At 69.9% G+C, this 19,382-nt stretch carries 18 protein-coding genes; all 18 read left to right on the forward strand.

All coding sequences use genetic code 11. The features are described from left to right. Nucleotide 1: 1 nt before the first annotated feature. Nucleotides 2-2,683: an alanine--tRNA ligase gene (gene alaS / locus IF12_RS0119515; protein WP_030161415.1), complete on the forward strand. Its 2,682-nt coding sequence runs from the start codon at nucleotides 2-4 to the stop codon at nucleotides 2,681-2,683. Next, on the forward strand, nucleotides 2,683-3,174 hold the full coding sequence (gene ruvX, locus IF12_RS0119520) for a Holliday junction resolvase RuvX (protein WP_051704651.1): 492 nt from the start codon (nucleotides 2,683-2,685) through the stop codon (nucleotides 3,172-3,174). Before alaS ends, ruvX begins: the two co-directional genes overlap by 1 nt. A gap of 8 nt (nucleotides 3,175-3,182) precedes the next feature. Further along, nucleotides 3,183-4,451 (forward strand): endolytic transglycosylase MltG, encoded by a 1,269-nt coding sequence (gene mltG, locus IF12_RS0119525; RefSeq protein ID WP_030161417.1) that lies wholly within the window; start codon nucleotides 3,183-3,185, stop codon nucleotides 4,449-4,451. Continuing rightward, nucleotides 4,451-5,272 (forward strand): shikimate dehydrogenase, encoded by an 822-nt coding sequence (locus tag IF12_RS0119530; RefSeq protein ID WP_030161421.1) that lies wholly within the window; start codon nucleotides 4,451-4,453, stop codon nucleotides 5,270-5,272. Before mltG ends, IF12_RS0119530 begins: the two co-directional genes overlap by 1 nt. Nucleotides 5,273-5,276: 4 nt before the next feature. Then, nucleotides 5,277-5,708: a thiol-disulfide oxidoreductase DCC family protein gene (locus IF12_RS0119535; protein WP_051704635.1), complete on the forward strand. Its 432-nt coding sequence runs from the start codon at nucleotides 5,277-5,279 to the stop codon at nucleotides 5,706-5,708. Between the two features lie 232 nt (nucleotides 5,709-5,940). Then, on the forward strand, nucleotides 5,941-6,939 hold the full coding sequence (locus IF12_RS0119540; RefSeq protein WP_030161426.1) for an ATP-binding cassette domain-containing protein: 999 nt from the start codon (nucleotides 5,941-5,943) through the stop codon (nucleotides 6,937-6,939). A 28-nt stretch (nucleotides 6,940-6,967) separates the two neighbouring features. Next, a complete protein-coding gene (locus IF12_RS0119545; protein WP_051704636.1) occupies nucleotides 6,968-7,765 on the forward strand; it encodes an ABC-2 family transporter protein in 798 nt (265 codons plus the stop codon). Beyond that, nucleotides 7,758-8,579 (forward strand): ABC transporter permease, encoded by an 822-nt coding sequence (locus tag IF12_RS0119550; protein ID WP_133884279.1) that lies wholly within the window; start codon nucleotides 7,758-7,760, stop codon nucleotides 8,577-8,579. The genes IF12_RS0119545 and IF12_RS0119550 overlap by 8 nt, the downstream gene beginning before the upstream one ends. After that, the gene (locus IF12_RS0119555; RefSeq protein ID WP_051704637.1) at nucleotides 8,579-9,367 is read left to right on the forward strand and encodes an ABC-2 family transporter protein; all 789 of its coding nucleotides are present in this window, start codon (nucleotides 8,579-8,581) and stop codon (nucleotides 9,365-9,367) included. Before IF12_RS0119550 ends, IF12_RS0119555 begins: the two co-directional genes overlap by 1 nt. After that, nucleotides 9,357-10,175: an ABC transporter permease gene (locus tag IF12_RS0119560; RefSeq protein ID WP_030161434.1), complete on the forward strand. Its 819-nt coding sequence runs from the start codon at nucleotides 9,357-9,359 to the stop codon at nucleotides 10,173-10,175. Before IF12_RS0119555 ends, IF12_RS0119560 begins: the two co-directional genes overlap by 11 nt. Nucleotides 10,176-10,382: 207 nt before the next feature. Continuing rightward, nucleotides 10,383-11,312, forward strand: coding sequence for a serine protein kinase RIO (locus IF12_RS0119565; RefSeq protein ID WP_051704638.1), 930 nt, complete (start codon nucleotides 10,383-10,385; stop codon nucleotides 11,310-11,312). Between the two features lie 112 nt (nucleotides 11,313-11,424). Continuing rightward, nucleotides 11,425-11,706 carry a hypothetical protein gene (locus IF12_RS23365; protein WP_035749633.1) on the forward strand — a complete coding sequence of 94 codons (282 nt, stop codon included), beginning with the start codon at nucleotides 11,425-11,427 and terminating at the stop codon, nucleotides 11,704-11,706. A gap of 49 nt (nucleotides 11,707-11,755) precedes the next feature. Then, a complete protein-coding gene (gene uvrC / locus IF12_RS0119575; RefSeq protein ID WP_030161438.1) occupies nucleotides 11,756-13,639 on the forward strand; it encodes an excinuclease ABC subunit UvrC in 1,884 nt (627 codons plus the stop codon). Nucleotides 13,640-13,732: 93 nt separating this feature from the next. Then, on the forward strand, nucleotides 13,733-14,632 hold the full coding sequence (gene rapZ, locus IF12_RS0119580; RefSeq protein ID WP_051704639.1) for an RNase adapter RapZ: 900 nt from the start codon (nucleotides 13,733-13,735) through the stop codon (nucleotides 14,630-14,632). Nucleotides 14,633-14,960: 328 nt separating this feature from the next. Then, nucleotides 14,961-15,896, forward strand: a complete 936-nt coding sequence (gene yvcK / locus IF12_RS0119585) for a gluconeogenesis factor YvcK family protein (protein ID WP_030161441.1) — start codon at nucleotides 14,961-14,963, stop codon at nucleotides 15,894-15,896. Nucleotides 15,897-15,899: 3 nt separating this feature from the next. After that, complete coding sequence (whiA, locus tag IF12_RS0119590; protein ID WP_030161443.1) at nucleotides 15,900-16,886, forward strand: DNA-binding protein WhiA; 987 nt, start codon at nucleotides 15,900-15,902, stop codon at nucleotides 16,884-16,886. 285 nt (nucleotides 16,887-17,171) lie between these two features. Beyond that, entirely contained in the window at nucleotides 17,172-18,170 is a 999-nt protein-coding gene (gap, locus tag IF12_RS0119595) for a type I glyceraldehyde-3-phosphate dehydrogenase (protein WP_030161446.1), read from the forward strand. A gap of 4 nt (nucleotides 18,171-18,174) precedes the next feature. Continuing rightward, complete coding sequence (pgk, locus tag IF12_RS0119600; protein WP_030161447.1) at nucleotides 18,175-19,371, forward strand: phosphoglycerate kinase; 1,197 nt, start codon at nucleotides 18,175-18,177, stop codon at nucleotides 19,369-19,371. Nucleotides 19,372-19,382 lie beyond the last annotated feature (11 nt).

Raw genomic sequence — 19,382 nt, forward strand, 5'->3', positions numbered from 1 at the left:
CATGGAGACCGCTGAAATCCAACGCCGGTTTCTGAAGTTCTTCGAGTCCAATGGCCATACGGTGGTCCCCAGCGCACCGCTGCCGGCGATCGAGGACCCGAACCTGCTGTTCATCAACGCCGGCATGGTCCAGTTCGTGCCGTATTTCCTGGGGCAGGCCGCTCCGCCTTGGGACCGGGCGACGTCGGTGCAGAAGTGCCTGCGCACCCCCGACATCGAGGAGGTCGGCAAGACCTCCCGCCACGGCACGTTCTTCCAGATGAACGGGAACTTCTCCTTCGGGGACTACTTCAAGGAGCAGGCGATCCGCTTCGCCTGGGACCTGTCGACCGGCCCGGTCGAGCAGGGCGGGTACGGCCTCGACGGCGACCGCATCTGGGCCACGGTCTACCTCGACGACGACGAGTCGATCGAGATCTGGCACAAGCAGATCGGGCTGCCGCTGGACCGCATCGTGCGCCGCGGCCAGGCCGACAACATGTGGTCGATGGGCATCCCCGGCCCGTGCGGGCCCTGCTCGGAGCTGTACTACGACCGCGGTCCCGCCTACGGCGCGGACGGCGGCCCCGAGGTGGACGAGGACCGCTTCCTCGAGTTCTGGAACCTCGTGTTCATGCAGCAGGAGCGCGGCGCGGGCCCGGCGAAGACCGACTACGAGATCCTCGGCGACCTGCCGAAGAAGAACATCGACACCGGCATGGGGCTGGAGCGCATGGCCGCGCTCCTCCAGGGCGTCGACAACATGTACGAGACCGACCAGGTCCGCCCGATCATCGACAAGGCCTCGGAGCTCACCGGCAAGCGCTACGGCGTCTCGACCTCCCAGACCGCCTCGGAGTCCCACCCCGACGACGTGCGCTTCCGCATCATCGCCGACCACGTCCGGTCGAGCCTGATGCTCATCGGCGACGGCGTCGTGCCCTCCAACGAGGGCCGCGGCTACGTGCTGCGCCGCATCATGCGCCGCGCGATCCGCTCGGTGCGCCTGCTCGGCTACGACAAGCCGGCGATGCCCGAGCTCCTGCCGGTCGCGATGGAGCGCATGGCGACCGCCTACCCCGAGCTGCGCCAGGACTTCGACCGGATCTCCTCCTACGCCTACGGCGAGGAGGAGGCGTTCCTCAAGACCCTCAAGCACGGCACGACGATCCTCGACGTCGCCGTGACCGAGACCAAGGCCGAGGGCGGCGCGACCCTCTCCGGCTCCAAGGCCTTCGAGCTGCACGACACGTACGGCTTCCCGATCGACCTGACCCTGGAGATGGCCGAGGAGCAGGGCCTGTCGGTCGACCAGGACGGCTTCCGCCGGCTCATGACCGAGCAGCGCCAGAGGGCGAAGGCCGACGCGGCCTCCCGCAAGACCGGCCACGCCGACCTGTCCGCGTACTGGCAGCTCCTCCAGGAGCAGGGACCCACGGACTGGAAGGCCTACGAGGCCCTCGAGACCGAGTCGCGCGTCATCGGCCTGCTGTCCGAAGGGCAGCCGGTGCCGGTCGCGAAGGCCGGGCAGATCGTTGAGGTCGTGCTCGACCGGACCCCGTTCTACGCCGAGTCCGGCGGCCAGCACGCCGACGCGGGCAAGCTCGTCGGCCCGAACCTCTCCGCCGAGGTCCTCGACGTGCAGCGCCCGGTCAAGAAGCTCGTGGTCCACCAGGTCCGCGTCCTCGAAGGCGAACTCGTCCTCGACGACAAGGTCGAGGCGACCGTGGACGCGGAGTGGCGCCTCGGCGCCCGCCAGGCCCACTCGGGCACGCACGTGGTCCACGCGGCCCTGCGCGAGGTGCTCGGCCCCTCGGCGCTCCAGTCCGGCTCGTTCAACCGGCCCGGCTACCTGCGCCTGGACTTCTCGTGGCGCTCCAAGCTCTCGGACGAGACCCGCAGCGAGATCGAGGAGGTCTCCAACCGGGCCGTCCGCGACGACCTGCCGGTCGCCGTCAAGTACATGACGCTCCCCGAGGCGAAGGACTTCGGCGCGGTCGCGCTGTTCGGCGAGACCTACGACGAGACCGTCCGCGTCGTGGAGATCGGCGGCCCCTGGTCGCGCGAGCTCTGCGGCGGCACGCACGTGTCGCACTCGGCCCAGATCGGCCCGCTCGTGCTCACCGGGGAGTCCTCGGTCGGCTCGGGCCAGCGCCGCGTCGAGGCCGCCACCGGCATGGAGGCCTACCGCTACCTCGCGCGCGAGCGGGACCTCGTCTCGCAGATCGCCGAGGAGATCGGTGCGCAGCGCGGCGACGTGCTCGAACGCGTCCGCGCGATCCTCCAGCGCACGAAGGACGCCGAGCGCGAGCTCGCGAACCTCCAGGCGAAGGCCGTCTCCGGCCGCGCCGCGGAGTTCGCCGCCGCCGCGAAGCAGGTCGGCGCCGTCAAGGTCGCCGCGATCCAGGCGCCCGAGGGCACCAAGGGCGGCGACGTGCGCAACCTCGCCACCCAGATCCGCGGGCACCTGCCCGACGGCGAGTCCGGCGTGGCCGCGGTCGTCGCCACCGCCGGCGGCAAGGCCAGCATCGTCGTCGCCGTCAACGGCGCCGCGAAGGCCCAGGGCGTCTCGGCGCAGTCCCTCGTCAAGTCCGCGCTGTCGGGCAAGGGCGGCGGCAACGACGAGATCGCCCAGGGCGGCGGCGTCCCCGCCGACCAGGCCCCGCAGCTGCTCGACGCGGTCGTCCGCGCGATCACCGCGTGATGGAACCCGAAGACGGCCCCGCCGCCACCCCGCCCGAACCGGGCGAATGGCGGCGGGGCCGCCGTCTCGGCATCGACCTCGGCAAGGCCCGCATCGGCGTCGCCGTGTGCGATCCCGACGGCCTCCTCGCGACCCCCGTTGCGACCGTCCGTCGCGATATGAGGACGTCCAGTGGAGACATTCCCTCCGATATCCGCGAAATAGCCGAAACGGCCCGGGAATACGATGTGGTCGAAATCGTGGTCGGCCTACCCGTTACTCTTTCGGGTGAGGAGGGGCCGGCCGCGGCTCACACCCGCGCCTGGGTGGAGCGGTTCGCCGACCACGTCTCACCCGTTCCGGTGTCCTTGACCGACGAGCGCATGACCACCGCCGTCGCCACCCGCAGACTCAATGAAGGCGGCGTGCGCGGCAGCCGGAAGCGCTCGATCGTCGACCAGGCCGCCGCGGTGGAGATCCTCCAGCATTGGTTGGACCGGCGGCGGAGGTAGAGAACAGGATGCTCGGCGATTTCAGGACCGAGGACGAGCGCGACGCGGCGCCCCGGCGCCACCGCCGCAAGGACTCCGGTCGCTCCCTGATCGCCATGACCCTGGTCGTGGCCCTGTTCGGCATCCTGGGCGTCGGCGGCTGGTGGGCGTACAACAACGTCATCAAGGAGTACTTCATCGCCGAGGACTACGCCGGGACCGGCAACGGCGTCGAGGTCGTCGTCACCGTCCAGGACGGCTGGTTCGTCTCCGACATCGCCAACCACCTCTACGAGCAGGGCGTGGTCGCCTCCGCGAAGGCCTTCGTGAACGCCTCCGAGGACGACGGCGACTCCGGCACCCTCATCCAGCCGGGCACCTACCTCATGGAGGGCGAGATGTCGGCCGCCGCCGCGCTCGACCATCTGACGACCCCCGAGAACCGCCTCACCAACGCGGTGACCATCCCCGAGGGCTACCGCATCTTCGAGGTCTTCCAGCGGCTCTCGGAGCACACCGGCGTCCCCGTCGAGGACTTCGAGGCCGCCGCGGAGGACCCCGAGGCGCTCGGCATCGACCCGATCTGGTTCGAGGGCTTCTCCGACCGCCAGTTCAAATCCGTCGAGGGCTTCCTGTTCCCGGCCACCTACGAGTTCTCCGACGAGATGACCGCCGACGAGATGCTCCGGGAGATGATCAGGAAGTTCAACGAGACGATCGACCAGCTCGGCTTCCTCGAGGACCTCCAGAACATCCCGAACCCCGACCCCGGCTACGACCCGAGCGCGATGGAGAACCAGACCTTCTACCCGCCGACGAACGGCGAGTTCAAGATCTACCCGTGGATGGCCCTCCAGGTCGCCTCGATCATCCAGTCCGAATCGGGCATCCCCACCGACGACCCCAAGATCGCCCAGGTCATGTACAACAAGATGTACCTCAACCCGTACGAGCACGAGCAGACCAACTGCAACTGCTTCGAGAGCGAGGCGATCTGGAACTACGGACGCCTGCTCAACGGCGAAGAGGCGCTCACCTCCGGCGAAGAGGTCAACTGGTACGACCTCATGCGCGACCCCGACAACCCGTGGGCCCCCAGCGCCAAAGAGCAGGCCGGCTACCTGCCCAGCGCCATCTCCAACCCCGGCGCCGCCGCCCTGGACGCCGCCGCGAACCCCGAACCGGGCGACTGGCTGTTCTTCGTGACCGCCTACGACGACGGCAGCGCCCTGTTCGCGCACCTCTACAGCGATCACCAGGAGAACATCAAGGTCGCCGAAGCGAACGGCATCCAGTGATGCGCGCGGCGGTCCTCGGCAAGCCCATCGAGCACTCGCTCTCGCCGGTCATCCACACCGCCGGCTACAAGGCAGCCGGACTCGGCGACTGGACGTATAGCAGGCACGAATGCGACGAGCCCGCGCTCGCCCGCTTCGTGGACTCCCTCGACGAGACCTGGGCCGGGCTCTCGCTCACCATGCCGCTCAAGGAGATCGCCCTCGCCGTCGCCGACGAGGCCACGCCCGTGGCCGAGGCGATCGGCGCGGCGAACACGCTCGTTCTGCGAGACGGGCGCCGCCTCGCCGACAACACCGACGCGCCCGGGATCGTGGACGCGCTGGCCGGGATCGGCCTGGTCGCCGCCGAGGAGGTCGCCGTCCTCGGCGCGGGCGGCTCGGCGCGCGGCTCGCTCGCCGCGGCCCGCCAGCTCGGTGCGGGCACCGTGACCGTGTACGCGCGCCGCCGCGAGGCCATCGCCGAACTCGAACCGGTCGCCGACCGCCTCGGCCTGCGGCTCAAGGCCGCGAGCTGGGAGGAGGCCGTGCTCGCCGGGCGCGCCGACCTCGTCATCGCGACCGTCCCCAAGGGCGTCACCGACGACCTCATCCTCGACTGGAACCCCGACGCGGTCCTGTTCGACATCCTCTACGACCCGTGGCCGACCCCGCTCGCGGCCGCCGCGCAGCGCGAGGGCGTGCGCGTCCTCGACGGGCTCGCGCTGCTGCTGGCGCAGGCGGTGCGGCAGTGGACGCAGTTCACCGGGATCGATGCGGCGCCGGTGGCGGCCATGCGAAAGGCCCTGTACGAGGCCGCGGGGACCGTGCCCGCGGGACAATGAGACCGTGAGGGCATCCCAGCACGACCCGGCTTCGCGGCAGGGCGATGCCCCCGGCCCGGTGTTCCTCTTCGACGGCGACTGCGCCTTCTGCACCAACTGCGCGCGGTTCCTCAAGCGCCGCGTGCGCACCGAGGCCCGGGTCCTCCCGTGGCAGTGGGCCGACCTCGACGCCCTCGGCGTCGAGCAGTCCGAGGCCGAAGCCGCGGTCCTATGGGTCGAGCCGCACCTTCGCAGGGCCGGTCCGGACGCGGTCGCGGTGCTGCTGCGCCGCGCGCAGTGGTACTGGAAGCCCTTCGGCGGGGTCCTGTCGCTCACACCCGTCTCGTGGCTCGCCTGGCCGGTCTACCGGCTCATCGCCCGCAACCGCCACCGCCTGCCCGGCGGCACCGCCGCGTGCTCGCTGCCGCAGTCCGAACGCGACCGCCTCGGCGAATGAGCCGCGCCTTTTGCCCGGATTGGCGAGTTTCCTTCCGGCAGAACCGATCCAGCGATGTGACCTGATTCGCATTCGCCATTCCGGGCGCGGTGCGGAACCGCAGATGTCCCAGGCCCGCAAGCGCATTCCACCGCTGACCGGGGCGCGAACGCCCGCCTCCGGCGCCCGCCGCGCGTCCTAGGTCACGGAAAACGAGTGGCCCGCCCCCGCTGAATTTTCCTACCGTTGAGCCATGCCGATTCTCGAGGCCCGCAGCCTCTCCAAGACCTTCCGCAGGCCCGACAAGGCCTCAGGGTTCAAAGGCGCCGTCAAGCACCTGGCGCAGCGCAAGTACAAGAACTACACCGCCGTGGACGGGATCGACCTGTCGATCGAGGCGGGGGAGTCGGTGGCCTACGTCGGCCCCAACGGCGCGGGCAAGTCCACCACCGTCAAGCTCCTCACCGGGATTCTCAAGCCCTCCGAAGGCACCGTCCGGGTGATGGGCCGCGACCCGCACGTCGAGCGGATCGCCAACGCCCACGACATCGGCGTGCTCTTCGGCCAGCGCACCCAGCTGTGGTGGGACCTGCCGGTGGAGGAGTCCCTGAAGCTCCTCAAGCACATGTACGGCGTCTCCGACGCCGACTACAAGCGGCGACTGGCGATGTTCGACGACCTGCTGGACCTCGGCGAGTTCATGCCGGCCCTGGCCCGGACGCTCTCGCTCGGGCAGCGGATGCGGGCCGACCTCGCGTGCGCGCTCATCCACGACCCGAAGATGGTCTACCTCGACGAGCCCACGATCGGCCTGGACATCTCCGTCAAGGACCGCCTCCGCGCGTTCCTGCGCGAACTGGTCGACAACGGCACGACCCTGCTGCTGACCAGCCACGACCTGGCCGACATCGAGGAGGTCTGCGAGCGGATCGTGGTCATCGACAAGGGCACGATCGCCTACGACGGGCCGATCACGCAGCTCAAGGCCCACTACATCACGACCAAGGCCGTGAACCTCTACCTGGAGGGCCCCGCGGACGTCCCGGCCCTGGCGGAGAAGTTCCCCGACTACGCCTGGGCCGCCGGCGAGGCGCCCAGCGAGGTCACCGTGACCTACGAGACCTCGCGGTTCTCGACCGCCGGGGTCCTCGGCTCGCTCACCGCCCAGCTCGCCCCGCGGGACCTCTCGCTCTCCGAACCGTCCATCGAGGACGTCATCCGCCGCCTCTACGCAGGGGAACTGACCAAGTGAGCCATCGTTCCCGAACCGGGGTGACCCCTTGACGCACGGCTTCGCGGTGGACCGCGCCTTCGCGACCGTCGCGTTCAAGCGCCGCCTGGCGTACAAGACCCAGTGGGTGCTCGGACTGGTCCTCGGCGGCGGCGCCATGCTCGTCTCGATGGCCCTGTGGCACGACCTGCTCGCCGACGGCGCGCTCTCGGGCTACGACTGGTCGGCGATGCGCGCCTACATCATCATCGGGTTCGTCACCGCGACCGTGGTCTTCGGCGCCGCCGACTGGCAGATCGCCGACCGCATCCTCGACGGCCACATCGCGATCGACCTGACCAAGCCCGTCGACTTCCAGCGGGCCCGCGCCGCCGAGTACGTCGGCTCGATGATCTCGACCGTGCCCACGGTGATCGTCGGCGTCACCGGCGCCTGGCTGCTCTTCGACCCGCCCGGCCCGGCCACCGCGACCGCCGGGGCCCTCACCGCCGTCAGCTTCGCGCTCGTGTTCCCGCTGGCCTTCGGCATCACCTACCTCACGGTCCTGGTGTGCTTCTGGACCAAGCGCTACCTGGGGATCATGTGGCTGCGCGAGGCCCTGCTCGGCTTCCTGTCGGGAATGATGATCCCCTTGGCGTTCATGCCCTCCTGGCTCCAGGCGATCGCCTGGGCCTCGCCGTTCCCCCACTTCACGGCCACGCCCGCCGCGATCTACCTCGGCCACGTCGACACTGCCGGCGCGCTCGGGCTCCTCGCGGCCGAGGCGGCGTGGGCGGTCGGCCTGTGGTTCGGCGCCCGGCTCGTGTTCCGCCACGCGGTCAAGAAAGTGACGGTGCACGGTGGCTGACACCATGGTCCGCGACAAGTCCCTGACGGCGCGGCACGTCGGCGGGGTGTACTGGCGCGCGCTGGTCGCCCAGATCCGCGCGATCACCGAGTACCCGGCCGACTTCTGGGTCATGGCCTCGGCCGGCGCGATGTGGAACGTCCTCCAGTTCGCGTTCATCACGGTCCTGTTCGCCGCCGTCCCCGACGTCGCCGGGTGGCGCTACCACGAGATGCTCATGCTCTCGGGCCTGTTCACCGTCGCCAGCGGCTCGACCGCGCTGCTGGTCGACGGCGTGTGGAGCACCGGCCAGATGGTCCTCAAAGGCGAGATCGACTACCGGATGACCCGGCCCGCGCCGGTGGTCGTCCAGGTCGCGACCACGCACATCGGGATGCAGGGCTTCGGCGAGAGCGGCATCGGGCTCCTCATGTTCGCCTACGGGTGGATCGGCGCGGGCCTGAGCCTGGCGGCCCTGCCGATCGGGCTCCTCGGCCTCGTCTGCGCGATCGTCATCGAATGCGCGCTCATCACCGTGTTCTGCGCGGTGAACTTCTGGATCAAGGGCCCGATGTCGAACTTCGCGTTCGTCCTCGTCGACCTCCAGAGCAACGCGATGGTCCTGCCGCTGGGGCTCTTCCCGATCGGCGTGCGGATCGTGACCCTGTTCGTCATCCCGGTGGCCTTCGTCAACTTCGTGCCCGTCGCCGTCCTCACCGGGCACCTGTCCGCGTGGTGGCTGGTCGGCACCCCGCTCGCCGCGCTCGCGGCGGTCCTCGCCGCCGTCGGCGTGTTCCGGCTCGGCCTGCGCTCCTACGACTCGGCGGGCCACTGATGTCGAGCCTCGACGTCGCGTTCGCGACGGTCACCTTCAAACGCAAGATCGCCTACAAGACCACGTGGATCTTCTCGGTCCTCTTCGGCGGCTGGTCGCTCCTGGCGGGCCTGGCGGTCTGGAGCCACATCATCGGCGACGGCGAGATCGGCGGCTACGACTGGCCCGCCATGCGCGCCTACCTGATCATCGGGTTCCTCACCGCGACGCTCGCCTGGAGCGGCTCGGACTGGGAGATGGCCAACCGGATCCTCGACGGCCACGTCGCCATCGACCTGACCAAGCCCGTCGACTTCCAGCGGGCCCGCGCCGCCGAGTACATCGGCGGCATGACCGCCTCGGTGCCCGCGGCCGTGCTCGGCACCGCGGCGGCCTGCCTGATCTTCCGGCCCGCGCCGCCCGCCTCGGTCCTCGCAGCCGCCTTGACGATCGTCAGCGTCCTGTTCATCTTCCCGCTCGCGTTCGGCATCAGCTACCTCGCGACCCTCACCTGCTTCGTGACCCAGCGGTTCCTCGGCATCCAATGGGCCAAGGACTCGCTCGTCGCGTTCTTCTCGGGCATGATGGTCCCGCTCGCGCTCATGCCCGTGTGGCTGCAAGGGATCTCTTGGGCGCTGCCGTTCGTCCACTTCACCACCACGCCCGCCTCGATCTACCTCGGCCGCGTCGACACCGCCGGGGCCCTCGGGCTCCTCGCCGCGCAGGCCGCCTGGTCGGTCGGCCTCTGGTACATGGGCCGCCTCATCTGGGGCCGCCTCGTCAAGAAGGTGACCATCCATGGCGGCTGACACGGTGGAGAAGACCGGCGAGATCCGCCACGCCGGCGGCGTCTACCGCCGCTCGATCGGCGCCTACCTGCGCTCCATCGCCGAGTACCCGGCCGACTTCTGGGTCATGGCCGTCTCCGGCACGTTCTGGCAGATCATGCTCTTCGCGTTCCTGAGCATCCTGTTCGCCAACGTCAACGCCATCGTCGGCTGGGGCTACCACGAGATGCTCGTCCTCGCCGGGTTCCTCGCCGTCGCCTGGTCCTCCACGCAGCTGTTCTGGGACGGCATCTGGGACGTCGGCAAGATGATCGTCGAAGGCGACATGGACTACCGCCTCACCCGCCCCGCCCCCGTGCTCGTCCAGGTCGCCTCCAAGCACGTCGGAATGCAGGTCTTCGGCGAGATGACCCTCGGGCTCGTCATGCTCGTCTTCGGCTGGACCGGCGCCGGGATCGGCCTCGCGATGATCCCGGTCGCGCTGCTGCTCCTCGTCTGCGCCGCCGTCATCCAGGCCTCGCTGCTCACCGCCGCGAACGCCGCGAACTTCTGGATGAAGGGCCGGATGCCGGTGCTCGCGTTCGCGCTGGCCGAGCTCCAGAACGAGGCCATGCGCTTCCCGCTGACGGTCTTCCCCGCCGCGGTGCGCCTGGTCCTCACCTTCGGCCTGCCGCTCGCGTTCGCGAGCTTCATCCCGGTGCAGATCCTCACCGGCCGCCTCGACTGGTGGTGGCTCCTAGCTCCGCCCCTGGCGGCGGCCGCGACCGCCGCCATCGCCGCCTGGATCTTCCGCCAAGGCGTCAAGGCCTACGATTCCGCAGGTCATTGAGCCGCGAAAAAAGACTTGCGCGCCGCATCGAGGCGGCGTTAGCCTTTTCGCTATTGCCCGAGGCATCGCGCCCGGGACTCTTGTGGATCGGAGGTGTGACTGATGGCTGTCGTTGTCCACGCCCGCGCCTTGAAACCCAGTTCACCTCCCGTCGGCACGCTCTGACTTCCCGCGTGCCGCGGATGATTCCACAGGAGCCCGCCACCCATGGCACGCAAGTCTGATCTTTCCGAATCCTTCCAGCACATCAAGCCGCGCAAGTCCCGCAAAGGCTCGGTCTTCTCGGCCGAGGATCTCGCCCGGTTCGAGGAGATGCGCACCGAGTTCGACGAAGCCCCCTCCGACGAGCGCCCGCCGACCGGCGACCGCTGGTCGATCTGGGACGAGTCCGAGCCGCTCCAGCGCGGCCCGAAACCGTGGCCCGAGTGGGTCATCACCGACCTCGGCGCCGTCGACTACGAACTCGGGGTCCTCAAGACCGGCAAGGAAGCCGACGTCTTCCTCATCGAACGGACCGTCCCGGGCACCGACCGAGCGGTCGTCCTCGCCTCCAAGCGCTACCGCAGCGCCGAGCACACCCAGTTCAACCGGGCCGGGGACTACACGGCCGGGCGCGGCGCGAAACGCTCGCGCGACGCCAGGGCTCTCGCCAAGCGCACCACGTTCGGCCTCGAACAGGCCGCCGGACGCTGGGCCGCCAGCGAGTTCGACGCGCTCAAGCGCCTCTACACCGCCGGCGTCCCCGTGCCCTACCCCGTGCAGATCCTCGGCACCGAGGTGGTCATGGAGTTCATCGGGGAGGACCGCACGGCCGCCCCGCGCCTGTCCGAGACCCGGCCCGACCAGGACGAACTCGAAAGCCTGTGGGACCAGGCCTGCGAGGCCCTGCGCCGCATGACCGAGCTCGGCTTCGCCCACGGCGACCTCTCCTCCTACAACACGGTCGTCCACGAGGGGCGCCTGGTCGTGCTCGACCTGCCGCAGATCGTGGACATCTACGCCAACCCGCTGGGCATGGGCTTTCTGGAAAGGGACGCTGAGAACCTCGGCGGCTGGTTCAGCGCGAGGGGCATCCCCCGCCAGGAGGTCGACGACTTCGCCGCCGAACTGCTGGCGCTGGCGGCCAAGCCGCAGTGAGTGTGAGTGCCCCGACAGGCCGTGTGCCGTGTCGGGGCACTCGGTCATTCGTTAGCCCGGTCATCCGACGGAGACTGCGGAAACGGAGACCCCCTATGGCCGGAGGGCAGATATGGACACCGAGCCGAAAGCATGGCACAACGCCTACTTCACGCGGGTACGCGACGACGGGGTACGCGAGGGCCTGGAGGAGGGCCTGGAGAAGGGCCTGGAGAAGGGCAGCCTGATCGGCCAGCGCCAGATCCTTCTCACAGTGCTGGAAGGATTCGACATCCCCGTGAGCGCGCGGCACCGGTTCACGATCGAACGGTGCGACGACCCGGACCAGTTGGAGGCGTGGGCATCGAAAGTCGGCCGTGTCAGCAGTTGCGAAGAACTGTTCGCGGGAGACTGAGCCGCCACTGTCGGCACGTGGTGTCGGGGGCGGGTTATAGCCTTGTGTTGTGGCTGTTGATTACCGTCCCGCTCCCGGCACCATCCCGACCGAACCGGGCGTCTACCGCTTCCGGGACCGCGACCGCAGGGTCATCTACGTCGGCAAGGCGAAGAACCTCCGCAACCGCCTCAACTCCTACTTCGCCGACGAGACGCGCCTGCACGAGCGCACCCGCCGCATGGTCAACACCGCCCGCAGCGTCGAGTGGACCGTCGTCGCCACCGAGGTCGAGGCCCTCCAGCTCGAGTGGACCTGGATCAAGGAGTACGACCCGCGCTTCAACGTCATGTTCAAGGACGACAAGTCCTACCCCTGGCTCGCCGTCACCGTAGGGGAGGAGTTCCCCCGCGCCCAGGTCATGCGCGGCAACCGCCGCAAAGGCGTGCGCTACTTCGGGCCCTTCGGCTCGGCCTGGGCCATCCGCCAGACCCTCGACCTGCTCACCCGGGTCTTCCCCATCCGCACCTGCTCCGACACCGAGTTCAAGCGCTGCAACCGCATCAACCGCCCCAACCTCCTCGCCGACATCGGCAAATGCTCGGCCCCGTGCGTCGGCCGCATCTCCGCCGAGGACTACCGCGAACTCGTCAACGGCTTCTGCGCCTTCATGTCCGGCGACACCGCCCCCGTCCGCAAGCGCCTCATCGCCGAGATGCAGGAGGCCTCCGAAGCCCTCGAATTCGAACGCGCCGCACGATTGCGGGACGACCTCGGCGCCCTCGACAAGGTCCTCGAACAGCAGGTCGTCGTCCTCGCCGAGGACGTCGACTGCGACGTCATGGCCGTGGCCGACGACGAACTCCAGGCCGCCGTCCAGGTCTTCCACGTCCGCGGCGGCCGCATCCGCGGCCAGCGCGGCTGGGTCCTCGACAAGCCCGAACCGGTCGAACTCGCCGGACTCGTCGAGCAGTTCTGCCTCCAGTTCTACGGCGAGCAGAACGAGGTCGTCCCCCGCGAAGTCCTCGTCCCGGCCCTGCCTTCTGACCACGAGGCCCTCGCCGAACTCCTCTCCGAGCGCCGCGGGTCCAAGGTCGACCTGCGGGTCCCGCGCCGCGGCGACAAGCGGGCGCTGGCCGAGACGGTCGAGAAGAACGCGATCGAGAACCTCCAGCGGCACAAGCTCAAGCGCGCCGGGGACCTCACCGCCCGCTCCAAGGCCCTCGAGGAGCTCGCCGACGCCCTCGACCTGCCCGAGGCGCCGCTGCGGATCGAATGCTACGACGTCTCGCAGTCCCAAGGGGAGGACGTGGTCGCCTCCATGGTCGTCTTCGAGGACGGCCTGCCGCGCAAGAGCGAGTACCGCCGCTTCGTCATCCGCGGCGAGCGCAAGGACGACCTCGCCTCGCTCCAGGAGACCCTGCGCCGGCGCCTCGCGAAGCTCGCCGACCAGCCCGCGGGCTCCCCGCAGGAGGAGGACGAGGAGCCCAAGCGCGGCTTCCACTACCCGCCGCAGCTGCTCGTGGTCGACGGCGGCCAGCCGCAGGTCGCCGCCGCCGACGCCGTCTTCGCCGAACTCGGCATCGACACGATCAACCTCGCCGGCCTCGCCAAGCGCCTGGAGGAGATCTGGCTCCCCGGCGAGGAGTACCCGGTGATCCTCTCGCGCACCTCCGAGGCGCTGTACCTCATGCAGCGCGTGCGCGACGAGGCCCACCGCTTCGCGATCTCCCTGCACCGCACCCGCCGCCGCAAGAAGATGTCGGCCTCGGCCCTCGACGGCGTGCCCGGTCTCGGCGAGTCCAAGCGGCGGGCCCTGCTCAAGCAGTTCGGTTCGGTCAAGCGCCTCCGCGAGGCCGAACTGTCCGAATTGGAAGCGGTGCCCGGTATCGGCCCGAAGCTCGCGGAGGCTTTGCGGACACATCTGCGTAATCCCGATGACAACGGTGCTTGAGACGCGGATGGTACCTATACGCTTGTGAGTTCGGCGGCTACGCCGAAGCCGTGTCACCACGGCGGCAGGATCGATCTCGGGGATACTTGACTTATGGGTGTGGCAGCAGTGCAGGCGGGTTCGGGCGACCGGGGCGAGTTGGACCTCGTGATCGTCACCGGCATCTCGGGCGGTGGGCGCTCGACTGTGGCGAGGGCGCTGGAGAACGTCGGTTACTACGTCATCGACAACCTCCCCGAATCCCTCGTGGGGCAGGCGGCCGAGCTGGCCGCCGCGGGCGGCGAGGAGGTCCGGCGCACCGCGATGGTGCTCGACGTGCGCTCGCGCGCGTTCATGACCGACCTCGTGGGGGTCCTGGAGGACCTGCGCAAGGGCGGTTTCAAGCCGCACCTGGTGTTCGTGGACGCCGACGACGACGTGATCATCCGCCGCTTCGAGAAGGTGCGCCGCGCGCACCCGCTCCAGGGGGCCGGCCTGCTCGCCGACGGGATCGCCGCCGAGCGCCGCCTGCTGCAACCGGCGCGGGCCTCGGCCGACACGCTGTTCGACTCCACGCACCTCAACGAGAACCAGCTGCGCGCCCGCGTCGAGGAGGCCTTCCTCGCCCCGTCCTCGCCCGGACTCCAGTTCACCTGCATGTCATTCGGGTTCAAGTACGGCATCCCGCGCGATGCCGACTACGTCGCTGACGTACGATTTCTTCCCAACCCGTACTGGGTCCCGACCCTGCGCGAGCACACCGGCACCGACCGGGACGTGTCCGACTACGTCCTCGGTCAGGACGGCGCCGAGGACTTCGTCGACGCCTACGCCACCCTGCTGCTCGGCACCACGCAGGGCTTCGAGCGGGAGGGCAAGCGCTACATGACCATCGCCATCGGCTGCACCGGCGGCAAGCACCGCAGCGTCGCCATCGCCGAGGAACTCTGCAAGCGGCTCAACGCCGCGGGCTTCCCCGCGAACACGCACCACCGGGACAGAGGCAACGAGTGACCTCGGCCGGGTCGCACCGACTCCAAGGTCAGCCCTGGTCCGAGGGCCGGCCCGGCCCCGGCGCCCCCGAAGGGCGCCCGGACCGCGAAGGACCGCCCCCGGCCGGACCCGATCCCCGAGGTCCCGAGGAACTCGGGTCCGAACGCGCCGAGGGTCCGCGACCCGCTGACCGGCCCCGCCGGGCCGGGCCCCGGCCCTCCGGCAGCGCCGGCACCGCCCCGTCCTGGCCCGAACCTCCCGGCCGCCTCGAAGCGCCCCCGCCGTGGCCGAGCCGGCGCGCCGCCGACCCCGATCCGCCGCCCGCCCCCCGACCCCGCGGGAGCCGCTGATGCTCAAAGTCGTCGCCTTCGGCGGCGGACGGGGCCTCTCGGCCTCGCTGCGCGCCCTCGCCCGGCTCGACATCGACCTGACGGCCGTCGTGACCGTCGCCGACGACGGGGGCTCCTCGGGGGCCATCCGGTCCACCAGGCCGCTCCTGCCGCCCGGCGACCTGCGCAAAGCCCTCGTCGCCACCGCCGATCCGGACCGGTCCGAAGTCGCCGCGCTGTTCGCGCACCGCTTCGGCGGCGACGACTTCCTCACCGGCCACCCGGTCGGCAACCTCATCCTCACCTCGCTGCTCGAACGCCACTCCAACCCGGTCGAGGCGCTCGACACCGCCGCGCGCCTCCTCGGCTGCCGCGCCCGCGTCCTGCCCATGTCCGGCACCCCGCTCGACATCGAGGCCGACCTCGCCGAAGGCGACGGCACCCGCACCATCGTCGGCCAGCACGACGTCGCCGTCTCCGACGGCAAAGTCCTCGACCTGCGCCTGCGGCCGTCCGGGGCCACCGCCAGCCCCGAGACCCTCGCCGCGGTCGCCGAGGCCGACTGGCACGTCTTCGGCCCCGGCTCCTGGTACACCAGCGTCATCCCGCACCTGCTCCTGCCCGACCTCCGCGAGGCCGTCGCCGCCGCCGACGCCCGCCGCATCGTCGTCCTCAACCTCTCCGAGGAGAAGGAGACCGACGGGCTCACCCCCGCCGGGCACATCGACACGCTGCGCCGATACGCCGAAGGTGTCCGGTTTCACTACGTCGTCTCCGGCGACGCCCGAACCCTCGCCGATCCCGGATCGTTGAACAGTGCGGCACAATCGTTGGAGGCCCGGTTGGTCGCGGCGGACCTCGCCGCAGACGGCGTCACCCACGACGTCGGCGCTCTGGCCGCCGCGTTGCAGCGTCTGCTGCGCGAAGAAGGTCTGCTGGTCGAAGATGGTGGTTAACGAATGGCGATGACCTCGGAGGTCAAGGACGAGCTCAGTCGTATTGAGGTCAGCAAGTCCTGTTGTCAACGGGCCGAGCTCGGCTCGCTGTTCCGCTTCGCCGGCGGCCTGCACCTCGTCGGCCAGGGCAACGTGGTCGTCGAAGCCGAGGTCGACGCCGGGAACGTCGCCCGCCGCGCCAAGCGCATGATCGCCGACCTCTACAACTACGAGTCCGAGGTCCACGTCCTCGTCGCCGCCGGACTGCGCCGCAACAACCACTACCTCCTGCGCGTCATGGCCGACGGCCAGGCCTTCTCCAAACAGATCGGCCTCACCGACCAGCGCGGCTACCCCGTCCGCGGCCTGCCCAACCACGTGGTCGGCGCCTACCCGTGCTGCGCCGAGGCCGCCTGGCGCGGGGCCTTCCTCGCCCGCGGCTCCCTCACCGAACCCGGCCGCTCCTCCTCCCTCGAAGTCACCTGCCCCGGCCCCGAGTCCGCGCTGGCGCTCGTCGGCGCCGCCCGCCGCCTCGGCATCGCCGCGAAGTCCCGCGACGTGCGCGGCGTCGACCGCGTCGTCATCCGCGACGGCGACGCCATCGGCGAACTGCTCACCAGGCTCGGCGCCCACTCCTCGGTCCTCACCTGGGAGGAGCGGCGCGTGCGGCGCGAAGTGCGCGCCACCGCCAACCGCCTCGCCAACTTCGACGACGCGAACCTGCGCCGCTCGGCCCGCGCCGCCGTCGCCGCCGCCGCGAAGGTCACCCGCGCCCTCGAAGTCCTCGGCGACGACGTCCCCGAGCACCTCGCCTCCGCCGGGCGCCTGCGCCTCGACCACCGCCAGGCCTCCCTCGAAGAACTCGGCACCCTCGCCGACCCGCCGCTCACCAAGGACGCCATCGCCGGGCGCATCCGCCGCCTCATCAACATGGCCACCAAGCGCGCCCACGAGAACGGCGTCCCCGGACCCGACGACGTCGTCGCCGAAGAGGAAGCCCTGGTCGCCTGACCGTTCGCAGCCGACTGCCGTTCTCTGGCGCGGTGTCCGGCGCGGCCTGGCGCTCTACCGCTACGCTTAACCGCGATGTCACACCGCTGTCCTGGGTGTGACATGATCGGGGGGAACCGGCCGCGACAGGTTTTCAGAACCGGAGCGGTAGGGTCAAGGAGTGCTCGGCGACGAGGCCGAACAGCGATCTGTTCCACCGTCGCTATTCGGCTGAACGGATCGCGTACGAGACCGCCTCCGGTCTCAGTCAATCATCCGATCCTGTTCTAGCGAGGAGATGGCCACGTGACCATCCGCGTTGGCGTCAACGGCTTCGGCCGCATTGGGCGCAACTTCTTCCGGGCGATTCTCGCCTCCGGTGCCGATGTCGAAATCGTCGCATTCAACGACCTCGGCGACGCCGACACCATTGCCAACCTGCTGAAGTACGACTCGATCCTCGGTCGCCTCCCCTACGAGGTCAAGGTCGGCCCCGGCGAGATCACCGTCAACGGCAAGACCATCAAGGCCTTCGCCGAGCGCGACCCCGCCAACATCCCGTGGGCCGAGGTCGGCGCCGAGGTCGTCATCGAGTCCACCGGCTTCTTCACCGACGGCACCAAGGCCGCCGCCCACCTGGGCGACACGGTCAAGAAGGTCATCATCTCCGCTCCGGCGAAGAACGAGGACCTGACCGTGGTCATGGGCGTCAACAACGACAAGTACGACGCCGAGAAGCACCACATCATCTCGAACGCGTCCTGCACCACCAACTGCCTGGCCCCGATGGCCAAGGTCCTGCACGAGGCCGTCGGCATCGAAAAGGGCCTGATGACCACCATCCACGCTTACACGCAGGACCAGAACCTCCAGGACGGTCCCCACAAGGACCCCCGCCGCGCCCGCGCCGCCGGCCTGAACGTCGTGCCCACCACCACCGGCGCCGCCAAGGCCGTCGGCGTGGTGCTGCCCGAGCTCAACGGCAAGCTCGACGGCTACTCGCTGCGCGTGCCGATCGCGACCGGCTCGGTCACCGACCTCACCTTCGAGGCGTCCCGCGACGTCACCGCCGAAGAGGTCAACGCCGCGCTCAAGGCCGCCGCCGAGGGCCCCCTCAAGGGCATCCTGGCCTACACCGAGGACCCGATCGTCTCCAAGGACATCGAGACCGACCCGCACTCGTGCATCATCGACGGCCTCCTGACCAAGGTCATCGGCAACCAGGTCAAGGTCTTCGGCTGGTACGACAATGAGTGGGGCTTCTCCAACCGCCTCGTCAGCCTCGTCGAGCTGGTCGGCGCTTAGTCTGATGAAGACACTCGACGAACTCCTGAAGGAGGGCGTCAACGGTCGGCGCGTACTCGTACGCGCCGACCTCAACGTGCCTCTGGACGGGAAGAACATCACCGACGACGGCCGCATCCGCGCCGTCGCCCCGACCGTCAAGGCGCTGGCCGAAGCCGGCGCCCGCGTCGTGGTCTGCTCGCACCTGGGCCGCCCCAAGGGCGCGCCCGACCCCGCCTTCTCGCTGGCCCCCGTGGCCAAGCGCCTCGGCGAGGTCCTCGGCCGCGAGGTCGCCTTCGCCTCCGACACCGTCGGGACCGACGCCGAGTCCAAGGCCGTCGCCCAAGGCGACGGCGACGTGCTCCTGCTGGAGAACCTGCGCTTCAACAAGGGCGAGACCAGCAAGGACGAGACCGAGCGGGCCGAGTTCGCGGGCCAGCTCGCCGCGTTCGGCGACGTGTACGTCGACGACGCCTTCGGCGCCGTGCACCGCAAGCACGCCTCGGTCTACCACGTCGCGAAGGTCCTGCCGCACTACGCCGGCTGGCTCATCGCCAAAGAGGTCGAAGTCCTCTCCAAGCTCACCGGGGCCCCCGAGAAGCCGTACGTGGTCATCCTCGGCGGCGCGAAGGTCTCCGACAAGCTCGCGGTCATCGACAACCTCCTCGACAAGGTCGACACGCTCATCGTCGGCGGCGGCATGATGTTCACCTTCCTCGCGGCCAAGGGCTTCGAGGTCGGATCGTCGCTGCTGGAGAAGGACCAGATCGAGGTCTGCAAGTCCTACCTCGCCCGGGCCGCCGAACTCGGCGTCGAACTGCTGCTGCCGGTGGACACCACCACCGCGGCCGAGTTCGCCGCCGACGCCGAGCCGCTCACGGTGGCGGTGGACGCCATCCCGGCCGAGCGCATGGGCCTGGACATCGGACCCGAGTCCGCGAAGCTCTTCTCGGAGCGGATCGCCGGGGCCAAGACCGTGTTCTGGAACGGCCCGATGGGCGTGTTCGAGTTCCCCGACTACGCCGCCGGCACCAAGACCGTCGCGCAGGCGCTCGTGGACTCCGAGGCGTTCAGCGTGGTCGGCGGCGGCGACTCCGCCGCCGCGGTCCGCACCCTCGGCCTGCCCGAGGACGGATTCGGCCACATCTCGACCGGCGGAGGGGCGAGCCTCGAATACCTCGAAGGCAAGACCCTGCCCGGCCTGGACGCACTGGAGAAGTAGATGGCCCGCGC

The sequence above is a fragment of the Glycomyces sp. NRRL B-16210 genome (assembly GCF_000719515.1).
In the GTDB taxonomy this organism is placed as follows: Bacteria; Actinomycetota; Actinomycetes; order Mycobacteriales; family Micromonosporaceae; genus Glycomyces.